The sequence below is a fragment of the Streptomyces sp. NPDC030820 genome (assembly GCF_055572075.1).
Window position 1 is genome coordinate 246816 of sequence record NZ_JBVIEB010000010.1, and the last position, 25241, is coordinate 272056.

The following is a 25241-nucleotide window of genomic DNA, read 5'->3' on the forward strand; positions in this document are numbered from 1 at the left end:
GGGCGGATGCCGACCGTATCGCTGCTCGACCGCTTCCTCGACGGACTCACGCCGCTGCGACCGCGCGCCTTATGGGCACACGGCTCACTCGCCGGCGGTGACTATCAGGAGGGCCGCAGCGACCTGGACCTGATCGCCGTACTGCCGGGCCCGGTGCGCCTCGGGACCGTACGGCGGGTGGTGGCCCTGCACCGGCGGCTGCGGGCCGAACCCCTCGCCCCGAAACTCCACTGCAGCTATCTCACCCCGGCCACCCTGGGCGACCCGGACCGCTCGCACCTCACCTGGGCCCACGGACGCCTGCTGCGCCGCCCGGTCACCCCCGTCACCCGGCGCGAGCTGCACGACTTCGGGCGGGTGCTGTACGGCGGATCCCCGGCCGGACTGCTCCCGCCGGTGCCGGAGCGGCAATTGCACGACTTCGTCGTACGGGACCAGCGGGACTACTGGCGCCCGGCGGTGGACAAGGCGCGGCTGTGGCGGCAGGACGTGTGGGTGGACCTGGGCCTGCTCACCTTCGCCCGGGCCACCGTGACCCTGCGCGACGGGCGGCTGGTCTCCAAACGGGAGGCGCTCGACGAACTCCCGGCGCTCGGCGCTCCCGTCGAGGTCGTCAAGGACATCACCCGCCGGCGTTACGACGACGACCCCGCCCCGGCCGCCCAGGACTGGCTCGACCGCCGTGCCGAGCTGACCCGCGCCTACCTCGGCCCGGCGATCGACACGCTGGTCACCACCTACGGGTGACTCACGCGCGCGTGCCCACCGTCATCTCGGCCGAGGGGCCGGGCAGGTCCGGCGTGGCCTCCGGGCGTTCGCGCAGCGCCAGCAGGACGCGCAGCACGCCGATCCACACCAGGCAGGAGCCGAGCATGTGCAGGCCGACCAGCAGTTCGGGCAGGTGGGTGAAGTACTGCACGTAACCGATCACACCCTGGCCGAGCAGGATCAGGAACAGATCGCGGGTGCGCGCGAGCGGGCCCTTCGGGGCGTCCACCGCCTTCAGCACGAACCACAGCGCGAACGTCAGCGTCACCACGATCCAGGCGAGCACCGCGTGCAGCTTGGCCACCGTCTCCCAGTCGATGGGGATCCGCTTGACGTCGCTGGAGTCACCGGCGTGCGGCCCGGCTCCGGTCACCACCGTGCCGACCGCGATGAGCAGCAGGGACGCGGCCACCAGGAACCACACCAGCTGCTGCACGGCCTTGCCGACCAGCGGCCGGGGCGCGCCGTCGCCCTCGCGGGTGCGCTGCCACATCACCGCGGCGACGGTCGTCAGGGCCGTCGCGAGCAGGAAGTGGGCCGCGACCGTGTACGGGTTGAGGCCCACCAGCACCACGATGCCGCCGAGGATCGCGTTGCTCATCACCAGCCAGAACTGCGCCCAGCCCAGCCGGGTCAGACTGCGCCGGTACGGCTTCTCCGAGCGGGCGGCGATGATCGCCCAGCCGACCGCCGCGCACAGCACGTACGTCAGCATCCGGTTACCGAACTCGATCGCGCTGTGGTAGCTCAGCGCGGTCGTCGGCGTCAGCGAGCCGTCGGTGCACTCGGGCCAGGTCGGGCAGCCGAGGCCGGAGCCGGTCAGCCGGACGGCGCCGCCGGTGACGACGATGACCACCGACATCACGAGTGCGGCGAGGGCCGCCCGCTGGACCGTCCGGGGGGACGGGATCCAGCGTGCGGCGATGAAGGCGAGCGGGTTGCGCACGGCCGCTGCGGCGTCGGCGGGGTTCAGCTTGGGCACGCCCACCATCGTAGGCCGCCGCTTGTGCACGCTTTCACGAGGGTCCACCGCGACGCCTCACTCCCAGCGGAAGAACTTGCCTGCCGCGGCCAGCCCGACGCCCGCCCACACCGCGAGGATCCCCAGGTCGCCCCACGGCATCCCGGCGCCGTGCTGGAGCACGTCCCGCAGGCCGTCCGACAGCGCGGAGATGGGCAGCAGCCCGAGCACGTGCTGCGCGCCCGGGCCGAACTTCTCCAGCGGCACGATGACCCCGCCGCCGACGAGGAGCAGCAGGAAGACCAGGTTGGCGGCGGCCAGGGTCGCCTCCGCCTTCAGCGTGCCCGCCATCAGCAGACCCAGGCCGGAGAAGGCGGCCGTACCGAGGATCAGCAGGAGCAGGACGGCGGCCACGCTGGTAAATGTTCCAGCGCCGTGCGGGGACCAGCCCAGCGCGAACGCGATGGCCGTCAGCAGGACCACCTGGAGGACCTCGGTGACCAGCACGGACGCGGTCTTCGCGGTCATCAGGCCCCAGCGGGGCAGCGGCGAGGAGGCGAGCCGCTTGAGCACGCCGTAGCGGCGCTCGAAGCCGGTCGCGATGGCCTGCCCGGTGAACGCCGTCGACATCACGGCGAGCGCCAGGATGCCGGGGGCGAGGAAGTCGACCGCCTTGCCCTTGCCGGTGTCCACGATGTCCACCGAGCTGAAGAGCGCCAGCAGCAGGGTCGGGATGACCACGGTCAGCAGCAGCTGCTCGCCGTTGCGCAGCAGCATCCTCGTCTCCAGCGCCGCCTGGGCCGCGATCATGCGGGGGAGCGGCGCCGCGCCCGGCTTCGGGGCGTACGTACCGGTTGCAGTGGTCACGAGCGCAGCTCCTTGCCGGTCAGCTCCAGGAAGACGTCCTCCAGGGTGTGCCGCTCCACCGAGATCCGGTCCGGCATCACTCCGTGCTGGGCGCACCAGGAGGTCACGGTGGCCAGCAGCTGCGGGTCGACCTTGCCGACGACCCGGTAGGCGCCCGGGGTGAGCTCGGCGGCCGTGCAGTCGGCCGGGAGGGCCTTCAGCAGGGAGGCCACGTCGAGGCCCGGGCGGCCGGTGAAGCGCAGGGTGTTCTCCGCGCCGCCCTTGCACAGCTCCTCCGGGGAGCCCTGGGCGATGACCCGGCCGCCGTCGATGATCGCCACGTCGTCGGCGAGCTGCTCGGCCTCTTCCATGTAGTGGGTGGTGAGGATCACCGAGACGCCGTCGGCGCGCAGGTCCTTCACCAGGTCCCAGGTGGCCCGGCGGGCCTGCGGGTCCAGGCCGGCCGTCGGCTCGTCCAGGAACACCAGCTCCGGGCGCCCGACGACGGCCATGGCGAGCGCGAGACGCTGCTGCTGGCCGCCGGACAGCCGCCGGTAGCCGGTCCGGCCGCAGCTGCCCAGTCCCAGCCGCTCGATCAGGGCGTCCACGTCCAGCGGGTGCGCGTGCAGCTTCGCGACGTGCCGGAGCATCTCGTCGGCCCGGGCGCCGGAGTACACGCCGCCGGACTGGAGCATCACGCCGATACGGGGACGCAGCTCGGCGGACTGGCGTACGGGGTCGAGGCCCAGGACGCGCACCGTGCCGGAATCCGGCTTCCGGTACCCCTCGCAGGTCTCGACCGTCGTCGTCTTCCCCGCCCCGTTGGGACCGAGTACGGCGGTCACGCCCGCCCCGGCCACCAGGTCGAGGCCGTCCACCGCGGTCTTCGTGCCGTACCGCTTCACCAGGGCCTGGACCTGGACCACAGGCTCACTTCGCATGGTCCCAGAGTCTAGGGAGACCGCTTGCCGTCCGGACCGGCGGGTAGGGGAACTCACTCTTCCCGGGGCCGGTGCAGCGGCAGCCACCGCTCGGCGTAGGCCACCACGTCCGCCACCGGGAACAGCCGTGCCTGCGCCGCGCCGACCCCGCCGCGCACGACGGGCCGGTCCCGCTCGAAGTCGTGCCCCAGCTCGTCGAACCGGTCGGAGCTGATCGACACCTCGACCACCGTCTCCCAGCCCCCGCCGGGAGCGGGCCGCCCGACCTCGACCAGCCGGGCGGGTATCCGGTACTCGGCCAGGTGGAAGGCGGTGCAGGAGTCGTAGCCCGCGCCGAGCAGCAGGACCCGGGCGCCCAGCTTCTCCAGCCGGGCCAGCGGGCTCCGCTCGCCGAGCCGGCAGTCGGGGGCGTGACCGTCGGTGATCTCCCGCGCGCGGGGGCCGAGCGCCGCGAACGAGGTGTGCGGGTGCGCGCTGCGCAGGGCGCCCGGCCAGGTCCGTACGGTCTCCGGGATCACGCCGACCCCGCGGGTGGGGGTGATCAGCGGGTCGTACGGCGGCATGGTCGCCCGGATCCGGTCCCACCACTCCCGGGGCACGGGCGGTCTGCTCCACAGCGCGGGGTCCGACAGGTCGGCCGACTGGGCGGGGACGACGAGCGTGCCCGAAGGGCCCAGTGCGTCGAGCAGTCCCTGGACGACCGCGACGGCCCCTCCGTTGACCCAGCCCAAGGAGCTGAGCGAGGAGTGGACGAGGAGGGTCTCGCCGGACTCGACACCCAGGTGGCGTAGCTGTGCGGCGAGGGCGTCGCGGGTGACAAGAGGGCCGGTGGGAGGGGGTGTCGGCATGGTTCGCGAGTCTTCCGGACGGGCCCGCGTGCCGCCACCGAATTGCCTGCTCAGGACGGTGCCGGTGATCGATCAGAGATCGTTTCCGCAGGTCACTTTAGGTATGCCTAAGTGACGCAGGGCACCGCTCGGTGATCCGGACGGCGCTTGTCAGGCTCTGCGGAATTACGCAACAATGGCGTTGTGAAAAACGTCGGCGAGGCTCGGGAGACCCCCCTGGGGGCCCCGCAGGAGGAACTCGCGACCGGTGAGCGCTCCACGCGCAACCGCGTCGCGCGCTCCATCCTGGACCACGGCCCGTCGACCGTCGCCGAACTCGCCGGCCGGCTGGGACTGACCCAGGCGGCCGTCCGGCGTCACCTGGACGCACTGGTCGCCGACGACGTCGTGGAGGCCCGCGAACAGCGTGTGTACGGCACGCGCACGCGTGGCCGCCCCGCGAAGGTCTTCGCGCTGACCGACTGCGGCCGGGACGCCTTCGACCAGTCGTACGACAAGCTCGCCGCAGACGCGCTCCGCTGGATCGCCGAGCAGGGCGGAGGCCCCGAGGCGGTCGCGGCCTTCGCCCGCGCCCGGATCGCCGCCCAGGCGAGCGCGTACCGCAAGGCGATCGAGACGGTCACGCCGGACAAGCGAGCCGAAGCCCTGGCCAAGGCCTTGAGCGTCGACGGGTACGCTGCTACGGCGCGCAGCGCACCGGTCGGCGAGCAGCTGTGCCAGCACCACTGCCCGGTCGCCCATGTCGCGGAGCAGTTCCCGCAGCTGTGCGAGGCGGAGACGGAGATCTTCGCCGAGCTGCTGGGTACCCACGTCCAGCGACTGGCGACCATCGCGCACGGCGACGGCGTCTGCACGACGTTCATCCCCAAGACATCCACTGACGCACCTGCAAACACGGCCGGGAGGAACCCCGCATGACTCTCCCCACGGAGACTGCCCACCCTGAGCTCGAGGGCCTGGGCAAGTACGAATACGGCTGGGCCGACTCCGACGTGGCCGGTGCCTCCGCCAGGCGCGGCCTGAACGAGGAGGTCGTCCGCGACATCTCCGGCAAGAAGTCGGAGCCGGAGTGGATGACCAAGCTGCGCCTGAAGGGCCTGAAGCTCTTCGAGAAGAAGCCGATGCCGAACTGGGGCTCCGACCTCTCGGGCATCGACTTCGACAACATCAAGTACTTCGTGCGCTCCACGGAGAAGCAGGCGGAGTCCTGGGAGGACCTGCCCGAGGACATCAAGAACACCTACGACAAGCTGGGCATCCCGGAGGCCGAGAAGCAGCGCCTGGTCGCCGGTGTCGCCGCCCAGTACGAGTCCGAGGTCGTCTACCACCAGATCCGCGAGGACCTGGAGGAGCAGGGTGTCATCTTCCTCGACACCGACACCGCGCTGAAGGAGCACCCGGAGCTCTTCAAGGAGTACTTCGGGACCGTCATCCCCGCCGGTGACAACAAGTTCGCGGCCCTGAACACGGCCGTGTGGTCCGGTGGCTCCTTCATCTACGTGCCGAAGGGCGTCCACGTCGAGATCCCGCTGCAGGCCTACTTCCGTATCAACACGGAGAACATGGGCCAGTTCGAGCGGACGCTGATCATCGTCGACGAGGGTGCCTACGTGCACTACGTCGAGGGCTGCACCGCCCCGATCTACAAGTCGGACTCGCTGCACAGCGCCGTGGTCGAGATCATCGTCAAGAAGAACGCCCGCTGCCGCTACACGACCATCCAGAACTGGTCGAACAACGTCTACAACCTGGTCACCAAGCGCGCCGTGGCCTACGAGGGCGCGACCATGGAGTGGATCGACGGCAACATCGGCTCCAAGGTGACGATGAAGTACCCGGCCGTCTACCTGATGGGCGAGCACGCCAAGGGCGAGACCCTCTCCATCGCCTTCGCGGGCGAGGGCCAGCACCAGGACGCCGGCGCCAAGATGGTCCACATGGCGCCGAACACGTCGTCCAACATCGTCTCCAAGTCGGTCGCGCGCGGTGGCGGTCGTACCTCGTACCGCGGTCTGATCGAGATCGGCGAGGGCGCCGCCGGGTCGAAGTCCAACGTGCTGTGCGACGCGCTGCTGGTGGACACCGTCTCCCGCTCGGACACGTACCCGTACGTCGACGTCCGCGAGGACGACGTGTCCATGGGCCACGAGGCCACTGTCTCCAAGGTCTCCGAGGACCAGCTCTTCTACCTGATGAGCCGCGGCCTGTCCGAGGACGAGGCCATGGCGATGATCGTGCGCGGCTTCGTCGAGCCCATCGCCAAGGAGCTGCCGATGGAGTACGCGCTGGAGCTCAACCGGCTGATCGAGCTGCAGATGGAGGGCGCGGTCGGTTGATCCCCGGTCCGCAGTCCCCGTCAAGCCACTGACCTGAGAAAGCGAGCAATACGACAGCCATGGCTGAGGCCCAGAACATCCCGGTGGGTTCCACCACCGCCGGCTCGATCGCGGTCGCCGCGGAGTCGACCGTCGTCTCGCGCATGAGCGCGCCCCCGTCCTTCGACGTGGCGGACTTCCCGGTCCCGCACGGCCGCGAGGAGGAGTGGCGGTTCACCCCGCTGGAGCGCCTGCGCGGGCTGCACGACGGCACCGCGGTCGCCACCGGCGACGGCGTGAAGGTCACCGTCGAGGCCCCCGAGGGCGTCATCGTCGAGACCGTCGGCCGCGACGACGCACGGCTCGGCAGGGCGGGCACCCCGGTGGACCGGGTCGCCGCCCAGGCGTACTCGGCGTTCGAGAAGGCCGGCGTGGTCACCGTCCCCAAGGAGACGGTGCTCACCGAGCCGATCCGGATCGCCGCGCACGGCGAGGGTGGGGTCGCCTTCGCCCACCAGGTGATCGAGCTGGGTGCCTTCGCCGAGGCCGTCGTCGTCATCGACCACACCGGTGACGTCGTGCTCGCCGCCAACGTCGACTACATCCTGGGCGACGGCGCCAAGCTGACCGTCGTCTCCGTCCAGGACTGGGACGACAAGGCCGTGCACGTGGCCCAGCACAACGCGCTGGTCGGCCGGGACGCCTCCTTCAAGTCCGTGGTCGTCACCTTCGGCGGTGACGTCGTCCGCCTGCACCCGCGCGTGACCTACGCCGGCCCCGGCGGCGAGGCCGAGCTGTTCGGCCTGTACTTCACCGACGCCGGGCAGCACCAGGAGCACCGCCTGCTGGTCACCCACAACACCCCGCACTGCAAGTCGAACGTCGTCTACAAGGGCGCGCTGCAGGGCGACGACGCGCACGCGGTCTGGATCGGCGACGTGCTCATCGAGGCCAAGGCCGAGGGCACGGACACCTACGAGATGAACCGCAACCTGGTCCTCACGGACGGCGCGCGCGTCGACTCGGTGCCGAACCTGGAGATCGAGACCGGCGAGATCGTCGGCGCCGGCCACGCCTCCGCGACCGGCCGCTTCGACGACGAGCAGCTCTTCTACCTGATGGCCCGCGGCATCCCGGAGCACGAGGCCCGCCGCCTGGTGGTCCGCGGCTTCTTCGCCGAGCTGGTCCAGCAGATCGGTGTCGCCGACATCCAGGAGCGCCTGCTCGCCAAGATCGAGGAGGAGCTGGAGGCTTCGGTCGCATGACCTTCGTACGCGTCTGCGGGCTGAGCGAGCTGGAGGAGGACACCCCGAAGCGGGTGGAGATCGACAGCACGCCGGTCTCGGTCGTCAAGACCGAGGGCGAGGTGTTCGCGATCTACGACATCTGCTCCCACGCGAACGTCTCGCTCTCCGAGGGCGAGGTGGAGGACTGCCAGATCGAGTGCTGGCTGCACGGCTCGTCCTTCGACCTGCGCACCGGCAAGCCGTCCGGCCTCCCGGCCACGCGCCCCGTCCCCGTATACCCCGTAAAGATCGAAGGGGACGACGTGCTCGTCTCCCTCACCCAGGAGTCCTGAGGCACCCATGGCAACGCTTGAAATCCGAGACCTGCACGTCACCGTCGAGGCCGACAACGCCACGAAGGAGATCCTCAAGGGCGTCGACCTCACCGTGAAGCAGGGCGAGACGCACGCCATCATGGGCCCCAACGGCTCTGGCAAGTCGACCCTCGCCTACTCCCTCGCGGGTCACCCGAAGTACACGGTCACCAGCGGCACCGTCACCCTCGACGGCGAGGACGTCCTGGAGATGTCCGTCGACGAGCGCGCCCGCGCCGGCCTGTTCCTGGCGATGCAGTACCCGGTCGAGGTCCCCGGCGTCTCGGTCTCCAACTTCCTGCGCACCTCCGCCACCGCCGTCCGCGGCGAGGCCCCCAAGCTGCGCACCTGGGTGAAGGAGGTCAAGGAGGCCATGGAGCGCCTCAACATGGACCCGTCCTTCGCCGAGCGCAACGTCAACGAGGGCTTCTCCGGCGGTGAGAAGAAGCGCCACGAGATCCTCCAGCTGGAGCTGCTCAAGCCGAAGGTCGCGATCCTGGACGAGACCGACTCCGGTCTGGACGTCGACGCGCTCCGCATCGTCTCCGAGGGCGTCAACCGCGTCCGCGAGACCGGCGAGGTCGGCACCCTGCTGATCACGCACTACACGCGCATCCTGCGCTACATCAAGCCCGACTTCGTCCACGTCTTCTCCGGCGGCCGGATCGTCGAGTCCGGCGGTGCCGAACTCGCCGACAAGCTGGAGGACGAGGGCTACGAGGCATACACGAAGGGTGGCGTATCCGCGTGACACAGCTGCCGGGCCTCCTCGACACCGAGGCGATCCGCAAGGACTTCCCCGTGCTGGACCGGCTGGTCCACGACGGCAAGAAGCTCGTGTACCTGGACAATGCGGCGACCTCGCAGAAGCCGCGCCAGGTGCTGGACGCCCTGAGCGAGTACTACGAGCGCTACAACGCCAACGTCCACCGCGGTGTGCATGTGCTCGCCGAGGAGGCCACGGCGCTGTACGAGGGCGCGCGCGACAAGGTCGCCGCGTTCATCAACGCGCCGAGCCGCGACGAGGTGATCTTCACCAAGAACGCCTCCGAGTCGCTGAACCTCGTGGCGAACATGCTGGGCTGGGCCGAGGAGCCCTACCGGGTGGACCACGAGACCGAGATCGTCATCACGGAGATGGAGCACCACTCCAACATCGTGCCGTGGCAGCTGCTCGCGCAGCGCACCGGCGCGAAGCTGAAGTGGTTCGGTCTCACGGACGACGGCCGGCTGGACCTCACCAACATCGACGAGATCATCACCGAGAAGACGAAGATCGTCTCCTTCGTGCTGGTGTCGAACATCCTGGGCACGGTCAACCCGGTCGAGGCGATAGTCCGTCGCGCCCAGGAGGTCGGCGCGCTGGTCTGCATCGACGCCTCCCAGGCCGCCCCGCACATGCCGCTGGACGTGCAGGCCCTGCAGGCCGACTTCGTGGCCTTCACCGGCCACAAGATGTGCGGCCCGACGGGCATCGGCGTCCTGTGGGGCCGCCAGGAGCTGCTGGAGGACCTGCCCCCCTTCCTGGGTGGCGGCGAGATGATCGAGACGGTCTCGATGCACTCCTCCACCTACGCCCCGGCGCCGCACAAGTTCGAGGCGGGCACGCCCCCGATCGCGCAGGCGGTCGGTCTCGGCGCGGCCATCGACTACCTCCAGTCGATCGGCATGGAGAAGATCCTCGCCCATGAGCACGCGCTGACCGAGTACGCGGTCCAGCGTCTGCAGAAGGTCCCGGACCTGAGGATCATCGGCCCGACCACGGCCGAGGACCGGGGCGCCGCGATCTCCTTCACGCTCGGTGACATCCACCCGCACGACGTGGGCCAGGTCCTCGACGAGCAGGGCATCGCGGTCCGCGTCGGCCACCACTGCGCGCGGCCCGTCTGCCTCCGGTACGGAATTCCTGCGACCACGCGAGCGTCGTTCTATCTGTACTCCACGCCGGCCGAGATCGACGCACTGGTCGAGGGGCTGGAGCACGTACGGAACTTCTTCGGCTGAGAGGCGTGAGCTGAGACCGTGAAGCTGGACTCGATGTACCAGGAAGTCATCCTGGACCACTACAAGAACCCCCACGGGCGTGGTCTGCGGGATGGCGACGCCGAGGTGCACCATGTGAACCCGACGTGCGGCGATGAGATCACCCTCCGTGTGAAGTACGACGGCACGAAGATCGCGGACGTCTCGTACGAGGGCCAGGGCTGCTCGATCAGCCAGGCGAGCGCGTCGGTCCTCAACGAGCTGCTGGTCGGCAAGGACCTGGCCGAGGCGCAGAAGATCCAGGAGACCTTCCTGGAGCTGATGCAGTCCAAGGGCCGGATCGAGCCCGACGACGCGATGGAGGACATCCTGGAGGACGCGGTCGCGTTCGCCGGTGTCTCCAAGTACCCCGCGCGGGTCAAGTGCGCCCTCCTGAGCTGGATGGCGTGGAAGGACGCGACGGCCCAGGCGCTGGGTGGCGCCGACGCCGAAAGGAAGACGGCATGACCGACACCGCAGAGATGAAGCCGGTCTCGGAGGAGGAACTCCGCGAGGCCCTGATGGACGTGGTCGACCCCGAGCTGGGCATCGACGTCGTCAACCTCGGGCTGATCTACGGCATCCACATCGACGACTCCAACGTGGCGACCGTCGACATGACCCTGACCTCCGCGGCCTGCCCGCTGACGGACGTCATCGAGGACCAGGCCAAGTCCGCCACGGACGGCCTCGTCAACGAACTGCGCATCAACTGGGTCTGGATGCCCCCGTGGGGCCCCGACAAGATCACCGACGACGGCCGCGAGCAGCTTCGGGCGCTCGGATTCAACGTCTGACACAGAGCCTGTGAAAGGGGCCATGGCCGTGTGCCGTGGCCCCTTTCGCGTGCACGGGCTCAGCGTGCTCAGCCCAGCCCGTCCACCAGCAGGAACGCCGAGTCCGCGCGGTAGAGGTCGGTGTTCTGGTACGGGTCCAGCTTCAGCTGGAAGTTCTGGTGGCGCAGGAAGCGGCCGGGGTAGTTGACCGACTCCAGCATGACCGCCCCGCTGAAGGAGGAGGGGCGGGGGCAGAAGGTGGCGTCCTGGCGGAACAGGGGCGTGCCGTCGTCGAGTTCGGCGCGCAGGAGGAAGTTCCGGTGGCGGAGGTAGCCGCCGTCCGCCGTGGCGAAGGAGTAACAGCCGCTGTTCGCAAGACCTTTGACGACAGTGAAGGTCGCTGCGCGGCGGTCGGCGGGGGTGGTGACCGGATCGAGCTTCACGAGGTCACCGCTGATGTGCCAGTAGCGGTCCGGGTAGTTGAGGGAGCGGACGGAGGTTTCCCTCTTCGCGGGCTTGGTGGAAGTTCCCCGAGGCGACGGGGACTTGGTGGGTATGGACTTCGGTGTGGCCGAAGGCGAGGCAGCCGCCTGAGATGCCGCCGGGAACGTGCCCTTGCCGCCCTGCGGGGGCGGGGTCGTCCGTGCCGACGGGGAGGCGAAGGAGAGCAGGCCGGGGCCGTTGTCCGAGGGTGCTCCGGTCGGCTGCGCGGTGGTCGTGGTGCGCGGGGGCCTGTCCTTCATCGCCAACGCCGTGACGCAGGCGGTGACGATCGCGAGTGCCAGCGCGCCGGCCAGCCAGAGTCTTCTGGTGCCGGGGGACCGGGAGGCATCGGCGCTCCAGCCGGTCTCCCAGGGATGGGGGGTGTGGTCGGGCATGGCCCTGCACATTAGTGCCGGCGGACGGTTCAGCGAGCGGTTTCTGTGAGAGTGGAACGATCTCGTTGTGTACGCCCGTACGTATCTGTTGTGTACGACCGTACGCATCGTTGTGTACGCTCGTACGCATGGGATATCTGTCACTCGCCGGCGCCATCGCCGCCGAGGTCGCCGCGACGACGGCGATGAAGTACAGCGAGGGGTTCAGCCGTTTCTGGCCCTCGCTCGTGACGGCTCTGGGCTACCTGGTCTCCTTCGCACTGCTCGCCCAGACGCTGAAGACCGTCCAGATCGGCACGGCGTACGCGATCTGGTCCGGCGTGGGCACCGCGGCCATCGCCCTCCTCGGACTGCTGCTGTTCGGGGAGGGGCTGAGCCTCGCCAAGGTCGGCGGCATCCTGCTGATCGTCGGCGGAGTGGTCGTGCTGAACCTGGGCGGGGCGAGCCACTGATGCCGCGCCGCTACGACCCCGACCGGCGCCGGCGCCTCATCGACGCGGCGATCCGCGTGGTCGGCCGGGACGGCATCGCGGGCCTCAGTCACCGCTCGGTCGCCGCCGAGGCGGACGTACCGCTCGGCTCCACGACGTACCACTTCGCCACCCTCGAAGAGCTGATGGTGGCCGCGCTGCGGCAGTCGAACGAGAACTTCGGCCGGGTGCTGGCCGAGCAGCTGCCGAAGGAGGGCGAAGGCGATCTCGCCGCCGAACTCGCCCGCGCGCTCGGCGTGTGGCTGGGCGGCGACCGCACGGGCGTGGAGCTGGAGTACGAGCTGTATCTGGCGGCCCTGCGCCGGCCCGCCCTGCGCCCCGTCGCCGCCGAGTGGACCGAGGAGGCGGCTGCCCTGCTGGCCCGCCGCACGGACCCGGTCACCGCCCGCGCCCTGCTCGCCCTGCTGGACGGGATCTGTCTCCAGGTGCTGCTGACGGGCGGTTCGTACGACCAGGAGTACGCCCGCGCCGCCCTCGCTCGGCTGATCCCCTGAAGCGGCGCCCGGCACGTGAGACGCGGTTCGCCCTGACCACCCCGCCCACGTTAGGTTTTCTTCCATGACCGACTCTGCTTCCCGCACCACCGGCGCCGTCGCCGCCGGCCTCGCCACCCTCGCCTCCGACGGCACCGTTCTCGACACCTGGTTCCCGGCCCCCGAGCTGGTCGAGGAGCCGGGCCCGGCCGGCACCGAGCGGCTCACCGCCGAGCAGGCGGCTCAGCTGCTGGGCGGCGGCGCGACCGCGGCGATCGGCCCGGACGCCCGCCGGGGCGTCGAGGTGGTCGCGGTCCGCACGGTCATCGCCTCGCTGGACGAGAAGCCGATCGACGCGCACGACGTCTACCTGCGTCTGCACCTGCTCTCGCACCGCCTGGTCAAGCCGCACGGCCAGAGCCTGGACGGCATCTTCGGCCACCTCGCCAACGTCGCCTGGACCTCGCTCGGCCCCGTCGCCGTGGACGACGTCGAGAAGGTGCGGCTGAACGCCCGCGCCGAGGGCCTGCACCTGCAGGTCACCTCGATCGACAAGTTCCCGCGCATGACCGACTACGTCGCCCCCAAGGGCGTCCGCATCGCCGACGCCGACCGGGTGCGCCTCGGCGCGCACCTCGCCGAGGGCACCACGGTCATGCACGAGGGCTTCGTCAACTTCAACGCCGGCACGCTGGGCACCTCCATGGTCGAGGGCCGGATCTCCGCGGGCGTCGTGGTCGGCAACGGCTCCGACATCGGCGGCGGTGCCTCGACCATGGGCACCCTGTCCGGCGGCGGCAACGTGATCATCTCCATCGGCGAGCGCTGCCTGATCGGCGCCGAGGCGGGCGTCGGCATCGCGCTCGGCGACGAGTGCGTGGTCGAGGCCGGCCTGTACGTCACCGCGGGCACCCGGGTCACCATGCCCGACGGACAGATCGTCAAGGCCCGCGAGCTGAACGGCGCCTCCAACATCCTCTTCCGCCGCAACTCGATCACCGGCGCGGTCGAGGCCCGCCCGAACAACGCGGTCTGGGGCGGCCTGAACGACATCCTGCACAGCCACAACTGATCACGCGCGGCCGTGACCTGCGGCCCCCCTCTCGACCAACGCTGTGACCTGCTCCGAGCTGTCGGCACCTGTCGACGTTGGTCACCATTGAGCGCCCTTCCACGGCCCGAGGACGGCCCGGGAGGGCGCTCGTGCGTGAGCACCGCATTAGGAGTTCGATCACCAGGTAGGGAGTTCCTGGCGGCTCATGTGGGGGCGGGCCACGAACGGTCTCCACGGGGTGCCTACGTCTGCTGCGCTGGCAAGGATGGTGAAGGCGTTTGAAGTGAAGACATTGCCCCTTATGTACCAGTAGGTTACTCGCCGGATGGGTGTGTTCTCGTCCGTCGTGAGGTTGACCATGACAGACCGGGCCGAGCGGCTCCGCTGTCAGCGGTTGCTCGTGGTGCCGATGTCGACGATGTGGTTGTACCGCTCCACCAGCACGAAAAGCTTGATCTTCTGCGTCGTCTCCCCGCTGCCGAAGGTCAGGGTGACGATGACCTCATGGCCGTTACCCACGGCGCCGTTGTCGGTCACCGTCCACTTCCGCGGGACGTTTTGAGCACGCAGGACACCGTCCGCCCCGTGCTTCTTCTCCCAGGCCGCCAGTCGCTTGGCGAAGTCGGGCGTCAGGTAGTGCTTGCGGAGCACCGTTTCCAGCGTGGCGTCCGGGTCCGTGTAGTCGCCGATCGCGTCGATGTACGCGCCGTAGAAGTCGGCGACCCGGGTCACCACTTGGCCGCTCGTGCCGCTGACGGACTGCGGTGCGGCGGCGGACGACTTTGCGGGGGCATGGACGGATGCCTGTGCCGACACCTGTGTCGACACACCGAGTCCGACAGCCAGGACGAGGCCGGCGGCGACGGCCGCGCGGCGGCCCGGACGGCGGTGTGCGGGGGACTTCCTGTTCATGTGCATCTTCCTTTTCCGTTCCATATGTGGTTGCTCTCGGCCCGGTGTCTTCGTGCCGGGGCCGTCGTGTGGCTATCGCCTTTTCGGGTCGGCGGGCGCTGCCCCGGAGTCATGAACATCTGCTGCTGCGCGGACCCATTCCCCCCTGCCGCGGCTCGGGGCGCGTTCGACGACACCAAGTCCTGCTGAATCGCGCCGAATGACCCTGTCAGTGGTCGATTGGCCGGCCTCCCCACCCCCGTGGCGGAGGGCTGCCCCGGTCATGCGGTCAGCGGAGCTTGTCCGCGGCCCGTGACGGCCGTCTTCTTGGAGGCCTTCACCGGCGCATGCCGGAAGTCGCGAGACGGGTGTCAAAGACGCCCCAGGAGGTCACCGGTGCAGGCCGTATCCGTGCCTGCCCTCTTCGGCAGGCAGCGTGCCGTAGTCCTTCAGCGTGGCCTCGGTCTCCGGGTCGACCTTCTCGATGCGTGCGCACAGGACTTGATGTCGTTGCTCGGCCGCGAGAAGCGCCCCTTCGCCACAGTCGTCCTGGACAACTGCACGCTGACCTGACGGACGGTCGCTCCTGTCGAGTTCGGTGCGGAGCTCCCGGTACCAGGTCCGGGCTGTCGCCGCCCAGCGCCATGCGTAGACAGCGGTCCTGTTCCACCGCCTCCGGTACGCAGGCGGTGACCTTGCCGACCGTTCAGGGCGGGCTTGGATACGACGGGAGTTGGGCCGCCGTGAGGAAGCCGACGCCTTGGCCGCGACGTTTGCCAGTGTGGCGAGCGTCGTGCCGAGGGCGAGCCCGTGACGGCGAGTGCAAGGGGCGGGCCTGCTCGGGTGCGCTGGGGCATGGGTGTCTCCCGTGGATGAGTGCATGAGAGTCGTTTGTCGCCCGCCGCAGACTGGCCGGTCCGGTCCTGGTCGGTGCGACACCAAGAGCATCAGCCGTCACGACGGCTCGGCGCAACGCCGGACGCCCGCCCGGCGAGGGTGGAACCATCCCAGCCCATCTGACGTGCAGGTATATGGACCGCCTGAGATACGGGGACACGTGGGAGGTTGGGGGAGCGGTGTCGACCGAGGACGACGTCGAGCAGTTCGCGGCGCTGCTGCGCCGGCTGAAGGACCGCACGGACCGGAGCTACGGCTCCCTGGCCCGCCGTCTCGGCATGAACACCTCCACGCTGCACCGCTACTGCGCGGGCGAGACGGTCCCGCAGGACTACGCCCCGGTGGAGCGGTTGGCCGCCTTCTGCGGAGCAACACCGGAGGAACGCCTCGATCTGCACCGCCTGTGGCTGCTCGCGGTGACGGCACGACAGCGGCCGAGGGCGGGTGAGGAGGCAGCGGAGCCGACAAAGACCGAAGGGGCACTGAAGCCGACAGGGGACGAGCGGGCTTCGGGTCCGGACAGCCGGACGGCGGGGCGTGCGGGTGGCAGCACGCGCAGTGTGGGTGGCGGCGCCGACGGCATCGGTGGTGACGGGGGCGGCACGAGCGGTTCACCACCGCGACTCGATGCGGGCGCCCCCGACGCCGCACTGGCTGCTCCCGACGCTCCCGGACCGGGCAGTCGCGAGTCGACGGCCCAGTGGGATGCGGTCCGCTCAACTGGACGGCCCTGGTACGGCCGTCGCCGTACCGTCGTCGGCGCAGCCACGGCGACCGTACTGCTGGTGACGCTGGGTAGTATGTCGGCGCTGTCGGCCGACCGGTCTCACGACAACTCCGCCAAGGCCCCCGGTCAGTCCCGTACGACAGGAACCGGTACGTCACACCACCCCTCGGCTACTGCGGCCAGCCCCTCCCGCAGCCGCTCTTCGGCCTCGCCCTCCACAGGAGTACGGGCTTCAGGGAGCCCCGAGTCGAAGGGCGGATCGTCGGCGGAGACGAAGAGCGACGCCCCCGTGCCAACCGATGTGCCACTCACGTGGACCGCCGACTCGCAGATCTGGGACGGCGGTTGCGGGCACGACTACGTCATCGGGAAGGAGCCGGCCCAGGTGCCCCCGCCGCCCGTACAGCAGGACGCCGGAGTGTGGGCAGCGACGCAGCAGGCGGTACCTGGGCGGCAGACGATGGTGCAGATCTCGGTGCAGGGGAAGTCGTCCACGGCCGTGGTCCTCGCGGCCCTCCGGGTCCGTATCGTCAGCCGCGGCACCCCGGTCACCGGCAACGCGTACGCCATGGGCCAGGGCTGCGGCAGTGATCTGCCGCCCCGCAACTTCTCCGTGAACCTGGACGTCGACCGCCCGATCGCCCACGCGCGCCCCGGCAACGACAGCGGAAAGCCCGTCCCCGCGGTGCAGTTCCCCTACCGCGTCTCCGCCGAGGACCCGGAGGTGCTGCAGGTCACCGCGACGACCGAGGCCTACGACTGCAACTGGTACCTGGAACTCGACTGGTCATCCCAGGGCCGCACCGGCACGGTCCGTATCGACGACCACGGCCATCCGTTCCGCACCAGCAGCATCAAGGGCCTGCCCCACTACTGGTACGGCACGAACGACCACGGTGTGCGTCAGTGGGTACCCACCGACTCTTGAGGGAACGTGGGAGCTGCTCGGGCCATTTTCGCGATGTGACCGTTCCCCGTCACCCAGGCCCATGCTGCTGGAGGTGCCGGTTGCTGCCGCTTCGGCCAGGAACGCCCGCCTGGTTCCACTCAGGTTCGGTGTCGGCTCCGGCATGACACCTGTCATATGCAATACCGGATGCAGAGCACTGGGGCCCGCGGGCCGACGCCCGTACGGTACTTCCCATGACGAAGAGCAACGGGGTGAAGCCACAGAAGACCGACATCAAGGTGAGCCTGATCGGCGGTCATCGCCTGGCAGGAGCCACCCTCCACGAGAGGACCGTCACTGCTTCCCTCATCGGTGGTGCCGACGTCGATCTGACGGACATCGACATCCCGGACGGCACCGAGCTGCGCATCACCAAGTTGAGCCTGATCGGCGGCGTCAGCCTCAAGGTCCGCCGCGACGTCCGGGTGGAGGTCCACGGGCTGCGCCTGGGCGGAGTGAAGGACGATGGCCCGAGCGAACCGGGTGGCCCGACAGTCCGGATCGACGCCTGGGGCCTGGTTGGCGGCGTCAGCGTCACCCGCGCCTAGCTAAAGTTCAAAGAAGCCACCAACCTCCCACAGGCAGATGACAGATGATGGATCGGCAGGCGAGACGCAGATATCGCTGGGGTCGTGGCCTGTGGACACGGTGCGTGACCGTCGCCCGCGCCGTATCTTCACTGCATGCTGGACAGGTGCACGCTTTCCAAGTCTGTTGGTGGTCCCGGGGGCATCGAACATGGCCGTTCACCTGGGTTCATGCGCGGCCGCTCGTGAGGGTGGCGAGCGCCGTCGGTCTCGTCTGAACGGCCATGAACGGCGCTGAATGAGACGGAAACTGAGACGGACCCGCGCGTAACCCGGGTGACGGTGGGCTGCGATCGGCGCTACCGTGCGGCGGTGATCAGCAATGAGGGAGTACGTCTGGGCGCGGAGGCCGCACGGCGCTTGGCGCAGACAGGGCTCTATGAGTTCGAGTCAGGACTGACGGATGCCGAGTTCGAGCGCATCGAGCAGGAGTTCGGGTTCGAGTTCGCGGACGATCACCGCGCGTTCCTTGCGGCGGGCCTTCCAGTCAACGTGCCTCCCGAGGAGGGGCAGACCTGGTCCAAGCCCTGGCCCGAGTGGCGCAGCGGCGATCCGGAAAGGTTGCGCGATCAGCTCGGCTGGCCGGTCGAGGGCGTTCTCTTCGACGTCGAGCGCAACGCATTCTGGTACGAGGCATGGGGTGAGCGTCCGGCTGATGCCGCGGCCGCCCTGGCCACTGCACAGCGTCATCTTCCAGATGTGCCGCTGCTTGTGCCGGTGTACGGCCACCGGTACCTTCCTGCCGGCCGGGGAAGCTTCGGGCATCCGGTGCTCTCGGTGTGGCAGACCGACATCATCTACTACGGGCTGGACCTGGTCGACTACATGCACCAGGAGTTCGACGAGGCACGAAGCGATGTCGACGAGACCTGGGACCCGAGAGCAACAGTCCCCTTCTGGCGCGACCTTCTCTGAGTTCTGAGACCTGCGGGCGCCCTTAGCTTGGGAAGCTGAGGTGATCTCTGGCTGAATGGGCTGCTGCCCTGGGGCGGAGCGCTGACGGTGCCTGGCTGGCCGCTACTGCGTTGCCCGCTGTTCCCCGTGGTTCCCCGCACGAACTGGCACGCATCTGGCACGACCGCAAGCGGTGTGAGCCGTGGCCGCAAGAACAGTGAGGACCACGACGGCCAAGGGAGATGGCCAGATAGGAATGTCCTGGATTCGATCAGCGGTTGGTCACTCTGACCACCTAAGCGTTGTCCCGTAAAGTCGGGCGCCTCATGGCGTACGTCAACCCGTATGCCAACAGCAGCACACAACGACGCCTACCGCCTTTGATCATCCATCGGTGGGTCCAGGCTCAAGCCACACCCAGCGGTCATGGTGAAAGAAAGAGTCGACTAGAGACATCAGTGGATCCCCTTGCATTCCGCCACATGTAAAAGTAGCAGATTCCCCGCTTTGGACGGAAAATTGGACCTCTGGGCTTCCCGTCCAGTTGATACGCATTTGCAGGGTGTGCTCACCCGGACTGACCGTCAGCTCGATCTCCTCGCCCTCCCTGATACGAGCAACCTGGGTTCCATCCATCATGACCCGATACCGTACAAATCTATCCCCCGGACTCGGTTCTCGATACAGACTGATGGTCGCAGCGCCATGTTCCATATAAACAGGCTGGTGGCTGCCATTCTTGAACGCCACTCGTGAAGAGGCGCGCCGCCACGTAGCGGGACAGCCCTTAGGAGTAGCCCGGCGCTCGGAAGATGCGGGCAAGTTTTGGTGGGCTGGGCCGCCGGCGCTTCGCCAGTGGCGTGCTGGGCTGTCGAGTGCCGTTGCACCGCTTTAGGAGTTCGAGCGGGGTAGGTGCTGACTGCTGGACCGCCGCGCTTACGGTGCGGTGCAGTCAGGTGTGGATGTCAGCGGCTGCCCTACAGTCCGCGCCTACAAAGTTGCGCGCAGTCCGGAGGCCCCTTCGGTCCCAGACGTCTGCACGGGTCATAATCCTGCGAGTGATCAACGGGCTTGCGAAGCGGGTCGTGATCACCAGGACCCACTTCGCGAGGGGCGCGCCAGCTAGGGCGCAATGGTGACGGTGGTCTCGACGGCTTTGTTCGGGTTCGACGCGCAGGCCATGTAGATGCGCTCCGTGGCTCCGCGCTTGGCATGTTCATTGATGTTGGTTATGCCGACGAGCGTTCCCACGGGATACTCTCCAGTGGCGTCGGGCTTGAGCTCCGTAATCCCGATGGGAGATCTCGCCGTGGTCTCGCCGCCGATGAGCGCGCCCTCGGCAATCCCGCCCTGGCTGGGGTCCTCGCAGTTGCGCAGGGTCAGGATGACAGTTGCGCCGGGCTTTGCGGTTTTGGGGCTGACGGTGGCGATGGGGTTGGGGCCGTCGGTGGCCATCGCAGCGGGGGCCGACAATCCCAGCACGACGCACCCTGCGACGGCGGCAGCGGGTATTCGGAGCACGGTTGCCTCCCTCGGGCGCGGCCTGCGGGGGTCTCCCGAGCAAGATGACCGCCTCCCGTGCTTTCCGACCGTAGGAACTCAGGGTGTGCGCCGCGATGTTGATTAGCCCGAATGGGTGAACGCCTTGTGCGACGGTTACACCCGGCGAAACTTGCATGCTTGATCGTGCCGATCTCCAGAGGTCCACGTTGTCCGGCAGGTCAAGCTCATCCGAGGCACCCAGGCGGTCTTCGGCCCGCCCAAGGGAGGCAAGGAACGGCATGTGCCCTTGCCCGAGACGGTTTCCTTCGCGCTGGCCGCCCACATCACGAAGCGCGAGCCGGTTGAGGTCACGCTGCCCTGGAAGACGCCGGACGGCCCGCCCGTGACGGCCTCGCTGCTGTTCGTCAACGTCCGGAACAAGGCTCTGGCTGTACACCGAACTCGCTTCAACCGCTTCGTGTGGCGACCCGCTCTCACATCCGCCGGCATCCCCCTCGGACGCGAGAACGGCGAGGCGCGCACCCGGGCCGCCGTGGATCGCGTCTTCCGGGACCCCGACAGCACCGAGGACGGCCCCGAGACGGCCCAGGGGGCAAGCTAGGCCCCTGACCTGCGTCTTACTCAGAACAGCCACAACTGACCCACCGCGCCCCAGCGCCCTCCGCCGTATGTGGCGGAGGGCGCTGTGTCATGCGGAGGGTGCTGTGTCATGCGGACGGAGGCGCCGCGAACTCCCGCAGCGCCGCGAAGTCGTCCTCGCGCAGGCCGATTCTCGGGTTCACGTGATGGAGCAGGGCCGGGGCGGGGTGGCGGGCGGCCACGTACGCGGTGTCCGCCGCGCTCTGCTCGTCGTCCACCCAGGCGAACGGGCGGCCTCCCGCGTACGCCACGATCGCCTCCGTCTTCCAGTGCACGCCGTCGGGGCGCTCGGCGAACAGGCCCGTACCGAAGTCGACGTACGGCAGCTCGGGCAGCCCGACGACCGGGGCGATCCAGACGTTGGCCTCGGCCATCCAGGTCGTCGCCCAGACCAGTTCGTAGCCGAGCCCGAGCAGAGCCGGGCCGTGGTCCGGGTTCAGCCAGACCCGCAGCGGGCGCCGGGGGAACACGGGCACCCGGATCGTCGTATAGCCCGCGGGCCGGCGTTCCGGCTGGGCCGCGTACGGGTTGAGGGGGCCGTCGACGTCCAGGAACAGCAGGGGGCGGCTCACCAGGCCACCGTACGGCAGGGAGGCGGGCCGGTCCTCGGAGTTTTTCTCCGGGCCCCGGACGGGATCCTCGGTCCGGCGCCTGGGCGGACGGCAAGCGGTGCCGAGCGCTGATCAGGCCGTCGTCAGTTCCTCGTAGCGCGCCAGCAGTCCGTCGGCCGCCTCCCGGCCGGCGGGCAGCAGGGGTGCGCGCACCGGGCCCGCGGGCAGTCCCAGGCGGGCGAGGAGGGCCTTGGCCGTGACCGTGCCGGGCAGGCCCGCGCCCATCATCGCCTCGATCAACGGCGTCGCGCGTAGCTGGAGTTCGGTCGCCCGGGCGGTGTCGGCCGCGTCGAAGGCATCGAGGACTGCGGCGATTGCGCCGGGTACGGCGTTCGCTACCGTGCTGACACAGCCCGCCGCGCCGACCGCGTACAACGCGAGTACGTGCTCGTCGCAGCCCGCGTAGTACGCGAGGTCCGTGTGGGCCAGCACCTTCTGGGTGCCGAGGAAGTCGTAGGAGCAGTCCTTGACGGCCACGATCCTCGGGTGCGCGGCGAGGCGGATGACCATGTCCGGTTCGATCCGGGTGCCGGTGCGGCCCGGGATGTCGTAGAGCATCACGGGCAGCCCGCTCGCGTCGGCGACCGCGCGGAAGTGCGCCTCCACCGCCTCCTGTGGCGGCCTGCTGTAGTACGGCGTCACCACCAGCACGCCGTCGGCGCCCGCCTTCTCCGCCGCCAGGGCCAGCTCGACGGTGTGCCGGGTGTCGGCGCTGCCCACGCCCGTGACCAGGGACACCCGGTCGCCGACCGCCTCCCGGACGGCCGCGACCAGCTCCGCCTTCTCCGCGTCCGTGGTGGTGGGCGACTCGCCCGTGGTGCCGTTCAGCACCAGGCCGTCGCAGCCCCCGGCCACCAGCCACGAGGCCAGCTTCCGGGCACCGTCCAGGTCGAGGGCACCGTCCGCGGTGAACGGCGTGATCATCGCGCAGAGCGTGCGGCCGAAGGGGCGGGTGGTGGTGCGTGAGGTTGTCATACGGGTAGTGTCGGCAGTCTGTCGGTGAAGCTCTACTTAATTCTGCTACGGGGTATTGCTAAGAACTGCTGATGGGTGGCGGTTACGGGCGGAGGCCGTGTGTCCAACTCGGCCCCTCATGGGTCACTATGGCCGGAGGGTCACCGACGTCCGTCATGGGAGGCACCATGAAGCTCGGCAAGGCACTGGCCACCGGCGTCGCCGAGGAGCGGCCGCTCGTCCAGGAGGAGAAGGCCCCGCTCCCCGAAGAGATCGCCGCCCCCGTCGAACCGGCCGAGCCGGCCCGCGAAGAGGTTCCGGCCGTCCGATGAGACTGCGGCTCCCCGCGGAACGCCCTACGGAGCCGCCGACCGGATACAAGATCGCCCACCCGGTGCTGTCCCAGGACGGCACCCGGGCCGGGTTCACCGGTGTGTCGCTCGGCGGCGCGCTGCCGTACGCCGTGCTCGACGATGCCGCGTGTGTCTACGGCCGCCGGCACCGGCCGCCGGCCCGGCTGTGCGACTGCGGCTTCCACTGCGTCCACGACCGCGGTGCCGCCGAGGCCATGCTGTGCACCGCCGAGCACCGGACCGCCCTGCTTCTGGAGGTCTCCGTGCTCGGCGCCTACATCCGCTTCGAGCGCGGCTTCCGTTATGCCCGGCAGCGGGTGCGCACGGCCACCGCCGGTCCGTGCCCCTGTGGTGCCACCGCCGTCGCGCTCGGCGACGCCGGCTGGGGCAGGCCCGGCTGGCGGGCCCTCGCCCCCGTCTGCGGCGGTTGTGTGCGCGGCCGTACGTCGGTTTCGCTCGCCGGTTTCGCCCGGCTGGCCGGGCAGGGGGTGCGGGTGGTGGCGCGGGGCGGTGGCACCGGGTTCCCCGCCGCGTCGGTGGCCGGGGCGGAGCTGGGAGTACCCGAACTCGTCGCCGAGGCGGCGCTGTTGCAGGCGCGACTCGACTGGTTCCAGGGCCAACTCGCGCGCCTCGGCGAGCGCGGGGGCGGGGGCGTCGAGCGGGACTGACGGTCTTCGGGGCGGGTACCCGAATCTGTGGGTGCGTGGGTGCGGATGCCTGCGGCGGCCCCTGCAGGTGCGTCGCGGCCGGGGGCGCGCCTACGGTGGGTTGTGAGTCGGTGCCGCGCCGGGTGGTGCCCGTCCTCGGTCCGGCGCACTGTCTGTCCAGGGCGCGCCGGCCGCTGCGGGCGGACACCACCCGCCACGTCCCCTCCCCGCCGTGCGCGGCCTCGACACGATCAGGGAAAGGGCACATCGATGAAGCACAGGATTCCGCACGGATCGGGCGCCAAGGGGCCCGACGAGCTGCGGCAGCAGATCGAGCACACGAGGCACCAACTCGGTGGCACAGTCGCCCAGTTGGTCGGCAAGGCCGATGTGAAGGGTCGGGCCCGGGTACGGGCCGCCGACCTGAAGGACAAGGCCGGTGCCATGACCGTGCAGCTGCGTGAGAGCGCCGCCCAGGCCGGCCATGGCATGCAGGACCGGGCCGTCAAGGCCGGCCACGCGGTGCAGGGCCGGGCCGCTCAGGCGGGTCATGTGGTGCAGGGCCGGGCCTCGCGGGTGGGGCACGCGCTGCAGGGGCGGGCCGTGCAGGCCGGTCATACGGCGCAGGACCGGGCGAGCCGGGCCGGGCATGCCGTTCAGCACCGGGCCGGACGCGCGGGCCACGCCGTCGAGGACACCGTTCCGCAGCCCCTGCGCGGCGCGATGCGCGCGGGCATGCGCCATCCGGGACCGGTCCTCGCCGTGGGCGTGGTGGGCGCGGCCGCGGTGACGGCCGGTATCGTCTGGCGCAGGCAGCGTCACCATTGACCGCCCCATGGGGCCCCGACATGAGTGAGCAGGAGCCCCGCCATGTCCGAGGAATTCGAGATCGTCCGCGAGTTCGAGGTCGACGTCCCGCCTGAGAAGGTCTGGGCGGCCGTCACCACCGGCACCGGTGGCTATCTGTGGCCCATGGAGCCGCCAGAGCCCCGGGTCGGTGGTGCGGGCCCCTTCGGGTCCACCGTCACCGCCTGGGATCCGCCCCACCGGTACACCAACCGCAGTGAGGACGTCGGCTTCCCGGTCCAGTCGCTGAACCGGCTCGACTACACCATCGAGCCCCGCGACGAGGGCCGCCGCTCCTGGGTGCGCTATGTCCACAGCGGCATCTTCACGGATGACTGGAACAACCAGTACGACGGCGCGAGCAAGCACACCAACTTCTATCTGCACACCCTGTGCGAGTACCTGACGCACTTCGCGCCCCGCCCGGTCGCCTTCGCCCAGCTGAACGGGCCCGCGGCCTCGGGGACGCCGGGGGCGCTCGCCGCCGTCGCCCACGCCCTCGGTCTGGCGGACGACGCGGCCGCGGGTGCGAAGGTCGGGGTGCGGGGGCCGGGCGGGCGGACGCTGGACGCCGTACTCGACTACCGCAGCCCGTACTTCATCGGGCTGCGCACCGACGACGCGCTCATCCGCTTCTTCGGACGCGGCCACTGGGGCGCCCCGCTCGGCATCAGCGTCCACGACTTCGCGCCGGACGCCGACGCCGAGGCGAACGAGAGTGCCTGGCAGGACTGGCTGAACGGGGTGTTCAGCCAGTCCTGAGAGCGGCT

Annotated in this window: 30 protein-coding genes; 21 read left to right on the forward strand and 9 right to left on the reverse strand. The window is 69.7% G+C overall.

What is annotated here, in order from left to right:
• Window positions 1-6: 6 nt before the first annotated feature.
• On the forward strand, window positions 7-747 hold the full coding sequence (locus ACZ418_RS27550) for a DUF4111 domain-containing protein (RefSeq protein WP_468367962.1): 741 nt from the start codon (window positions 7-9) through the stop codon (window positions 745-747).
• Between the two features lies 1 nt (window position 748).
• Here the strand turns inward: ACZ418_RS27550 and ACZ418_RS27555 are convergent, their stop codons facing one another.
• Genes ACZ418_RS27555 through ACZ418_RS27570 form a run of 4 tightly spaced genes read right to left on the reverse strand, consistent with a single transcriptional unit; the run spans window position 749 to window position 4364 of the window.
• Entirely contained in the window at window positions 749-1759 is a 1011-nt protein-coding gene (locus ACZ418_RS27555; protein ID WP_468368351.1) for a COX15/CtaA family protein, read from the reverse strand.
• A gap of 48 nt (window positions 1760-1807) precedes the next feature.
• Window positions 1808-2539: an ABC transporter permease gene (locus ACZ418_RS27560; protein WP_468368354.1), complete on the reverse strand. Its 732-nt coding sequence runs from the start codon at window positions 2537-2539 to the stop codon at window positions 1808-1810.
• A 53-nt stretch (window positions 2540-2592) separates the two neighbouring features.
• Window positions 2593-3516: an ABC transporter ATP-binding protein gene (locus ACZ418_RS27565; RefSeq protein ID WP_468367964.1), complete on the reverse strand. Its 924-nt coding sequence runs from the start codon at window positions 3514-3516 to the stop codon at window positions 2593-2595.
• Window positions 3517-3569: 53 nt separating this feature from the next.
• Window positions 3570-4364 carry an AAC(3) family N-acetyltransferase gene (locus ACZ418_RS27570; RefSeq protein WP_468367966.1) on the reverse strand — a complete coding sequence of 265 codons (795 nt, stop codon included), beginning with the start codon at window positions 4362-4364 and terminating at the stop codon, window positions 3570-3572.
• A 183-nt stretch (window positions 4365-4547) separates the two neighbouring features.
• Between ACZ418_RS27570 and ACZ418_RS27575 the strand changes: the two genes are divergently transcribed.
• Genes ACZ418_RS27575 through ACZ418_RS27610 form a run of 8 tightly spaced genes read left to right on the forward strand, consistent with a single transcriptional unit; the run spans window position 4548 to window position 11098 of the window.
• Window positions 4548-5282, forward strand: coding sequence for a helix-turn-helix transcriptional regulator (locus tag ACZ418_RS27575; RefSeq protein ID WP_468367968.1), 735 nt, complete (start codon window positions 4548-4550; stop codon window positions 5280-5282).
• Entirely contained in the window at window positions 5279-6700 is a 1422-nt protein-coding gene (gene sufB / locus ACZ418_RS27580) for a Fe-S cluster assembly protein SufB (RefSeq protein WP_351209414.1), read from the forward strand. The genes ACZ418_RS27575 and sufB overlap by 4 nt, the downstream gene beginning before the upstream one ends.
• A 59-nt stretch (window positions 6701-6759) precedes the next feature.
• A complete protein-coding gene (gene sufD, locus ACZ418_RS27585) occupies window positions 6760-7944 on the forward strand; it encodes a Fe-S cluster assembly protein SufD (RefSeq protein WP_468367970.1) in 1185 nt (394 codons plus the stop codon).
• Window positions 7941-8258 carry a non-heme iron oxygenase ferredoxin subunit gene (locus tag ACZ418_RS27590; protein WP_351604967.1) on the forward strand — a complete coding sequence of 106 codons (318 nt, stop codon included), beginning with the start codon at window positions 7941-7943 and terminating at the stop codon, window positions 8256-8258. Before sufD ends, ACZ418_RS27590 begins: the two co-directional genes overlap by 4 nt.
• Window positions 8259-8265: 7 nt before the next feature.
• Window positions 8266-9030, forward strand: a complete 765-nt coding sequence (gene sufC, locus ACZ418_RS27595) for a Fe-S cluster assembly ATPase SufC (RefSeq protein WP_468367973.1) — start codon at window positions 8266-8268, stop codon at window positions 9028-9030.
• On the forward strand, window positions 9027-10283 hold the full coding sequence (locus tag ACZ418_RS27600) for a cysteine desulfurase (RefSeq protein WP_451004181.1): 1257 nt from the start codon (window positions 9027-9029) through the stop codon (window positions 10281-10283). Before sufC ends, ACZ418_RS27600 begins: the two co-directional genes overlap by 4 nt.
• A gap of 18 nt (window positions 10284-10301) precedes the next feature.
• The gene (gene sufU / locus ACZ418_RS27605) at window positions 10302-10769 is read left to right on the forward strand and encodes a Fe-S cluster assembly sulfur transfer protein SufU (RefSeq protein WP_031166065.1); all 468 of its coding nucleotides are present in this window, start codon (window positions 10302-10304) and stop codon (window positions 10767-10769) included.
• Entirely contained in the window at window positions 10766-11098 is a 333-nt protein-coding gene (locus tag ACZ418_RS27610; protein ID WP_103812962.1) for a metal-sulfur cluster assembly factor, read from the forward strand. The genes sufU and ACZ418_RS27610 overlap by 4 nt, the downstream gene beginning before the upstream one ends.
• Window positions 11099-11166: 68 nt before the next feature.
• Here ACZ418_RS27610 and ACZ418_RS27615 read toward each other — a convergent pair whose 3' ends face one another.
• The gene (locus tag ACZ418_RS27615) at window positions 11167-11955 is read right to left on the reverse strand and encodes an AbfB domain-containing protein (RefSeq protein ID WP_468367977.1); all 789 of its coding nucleotides are present in this window, start codon (window positions 11953-11955) and stop codon (window positions 11167-11169) included.
• A gap of 128 nt (window positions 11956-12083) precedes the next feature.
• On the opposite strand from ACZ418_RS27615, the gene ACZ418_RS27620 reads away from it, so the two are divergent.
• The 3 genes from ACZ418_RS27620 to dapD all read left to right on the forward strand — a co-directional run bounded on the left by ACZ418_RS27620 (window position 12084) and on the right by dapD (window position 13991).
• Window positions 12084-12407: a DMT family transporter gene (locus ACZ418_RS27620; protein ID WP_468367979.1), complete on the forward strand. Its 324-nt coding sequence runs from the start codon at window positions 12084-12086 to the stop codon at window positions 12405-12407.
• On the forward strand, window positions 12407-12940 hold the full coding sequence (locus ACZ418_RS27625; RefSeq protein WP_468367981.1) for a TetR/AcrR family transcriptional regulator: 534 nt from the start codon (window positions 12407-12409) through the stop codon (window positions 12938-12940). The genes ACZ418_RS27620 and ACZ418_RS27625 overlap by 1 nt, the downstream gene beginning before the upstream one ends.
• A gap of 64 nt (window positions 12941-13004) precedes the next feature.
• Window positions 13005-13991 carry a 2,3,4,5-tetrahydropyridine-2,6-dicarboxylate N-succinyltransferase gene (dapD, locus tag ACZ418_RS27630; protein WP_468367984.1) on the forward strand — a complete coding sequence of 329 codons (987 nt, stop codon included), beginning with the start codon at window positions 13005-13007 and terminating at the stop codon, window positions 13989-13991.
• A 369-nt stretch (window positions 13992-14360) separates the two neighbouring features.
• On the opposite strand, the gene ACZ418_RS27635 is transcribed toward dapD, so the two are convergent.
• Window positions 14361-14885 (reverse strand): hypothetical protein, encoded by a 525-nt coding sequence (locus tag ACZ418_RS27635; protein ID WP_468367987.1) that lies wholly within the window; start codon window positions 14883-14885, stop codon window positions 14361-14363.
• 375 nt (window positions 14886-15260) lie between these two features.
• On the opposite strand from ACZ418_RS27635, the gene ACZ418_RS27640 reads away from it, so the two are divergent.
• The 4 genes from ACZ418_RS27640 to ACZ418_RS27655 all read left to right on the forward strand — a co-directional run bounded on the left by ACZ418_RS27640 (window position 15261) and on the right by ACZ418_RS27655 (window position 18939).
• The gene (locus ACZ418_RS27640) at window positions 15261-15437 is read left to right on the forward strand and encodes a hypothetical protein (protein WP_468367990.1); all 177 of its coding nucleotides are present in this window, start codon (window positions 15261-15263) and stop codon (window positions 15435-15437) included.
• A gap of 458 nt (window positions 15438-15895) precedes the next feature.
• Window positions 15896-17416, forward strand: a complete 1521-nt coding sequence (locus tag ACZ418_RS27645; RefSeq protein ID WP_468367993.1) for a helix-turn-helix domain-containing protein — start codon at window positions 15896-15898, stop codon at window positions 17414-17416.
• A gap of 215 nt (window positions 17417-17631) precedes the next feature.
• On the forward strand, window positions 17632-17985 hold the full coding sequence (locus ACZ418_RS27650; RefSeq protein WP_468367996.1) for a hypothetical protein: 354 nt from the start codon (window positions 17632-17634) through the stop codon (window positions 17983-17985).
• Window positions 17986-18336: 351 nt separating this feature from the next.
• Window positions 18337-18939, forward strand: a complete 603-nt coding sequence (locus ACZ418_RS27655; protein ID WP_468367999.1) for a hypothetical protein — start codon at window positions 18337-18339, stop codon at window positions 18937-18939.
• 1101 nt (window positions 18940-20040) lie between these two features.
• Here ACZ418_RS27655 and ACZ418_RS27660 read toward each other — a convergent pair.
• A complete protein-coding gene (locus ACZ418_RS27660) occupies window positions 20041-20373 on the reverse strand; it encodes a hypothetical protein (RefSeq protein WP_468368001.1) in 333 nt (110 codons plus the stop codon).
• Window positions 20374-20707: 334 nt separating this feature from the next.
• Here ACZ418_RS27660 and ACZ418_RS27665 point away from each other — a divergent pair, with 334 nt between their 5' ends.
• The gene (locus ACZ418_RS27665; protein ID WP_468368004.1) at window positions 20708-21022 is read left to right on the forward strand and encodes a hypothetical protein; all 315 of its coding nucleotides are present in this window, start codon (window positions 20708-20710) and stop codon (window positions 21020-21022) included.
• Between the two features lie 106 nt (window positions 21023-21128).
• Here ACZ418_RS27665 and ACZ418_RS27670 read toward each other — a convergent pair whose 3' ends face one another.
• Together ACZ418_RS27670 and dapA are read right to left on the reverse strand one after the other, a co-directional pair.
• Complete coding sequence (locus tag ACZ418_RS27670; RefSeq protein WP_468368006.1) at window positions 21129-21632, reverse strand: HAD domain-containing protein; 504 nt, start codon at window positions 21630-21632, stop codon at window positions 21129-21131.
• Window positions 21633-21743: 111 nt separating this feature from the next.
• Complete coding sequence (gene dapA / locus ACZ418_RS27675) at window positions 21744-22646, reverse strand: 4-hydroxy-tetrahydrodipicolinate synthase (RefSeq protein WP_468368008.1); 903 nt, start codon at window positions 22644-22646, stop codon at window positions 21744-21746.
• 167 nt (window positions 22647-22813) lie between these two features.
• On the opposite strand from dapA, the gene ACZ418_RS27680 reads away from it, so the two are divergent.
• The 4 genes from ACZ418_RS27680 (at window position 22814) to ACZ418_RS27695 (ending at window position 25233) form a co-directional block, all read left to right on the forward strand.
• Entirely contained in the window at window positions 22814-22957 is a 144-nt protein-coding gene (locus ACZ418_RS27680; protein WP_468368011.1) for a hypothetical protein, read from the forward strand.
• A complete protein-coding gene (locus ACZ418_RS27685; RefSeq protein ID WP_468368014.1) occupies window positions 22954-23646 on the forward strand; it encodes a hypothetical protein in 693 nt (230 codons plus the stop codon). The genes ACZ418_RS27680 and ACZ418_RS27685 overlap by 4 nt, the downstream gene beginning before the upstream one ends.
• Window positions 23647-23895: 249 nt before the next feature.
• Window positions 23896-24453: a DUF3618 domain-containing protein gene (locus ACZ418_RS27690; protein WP_468368017.1), complete on the forward strand. Its 558-nt coding sequence runs from the start codon at window positions 23896-23898 to the stop codon at window positions 24451-24453.
• A gap of 42 nt (window positions 24454-24495) precedes the next feature.
• Window positions 24496-25233, forward strand: coding sequence for an SRPBCC family protein (locus tag ACZ418_RS27695; RefSeq protein WP_468368020.1), 738 nt, complete (start codon window positions 24496-24498; stop codon window positions 25231-25233).
• Window positions 25234-25241: the final 8 nt, after the last annotated feature.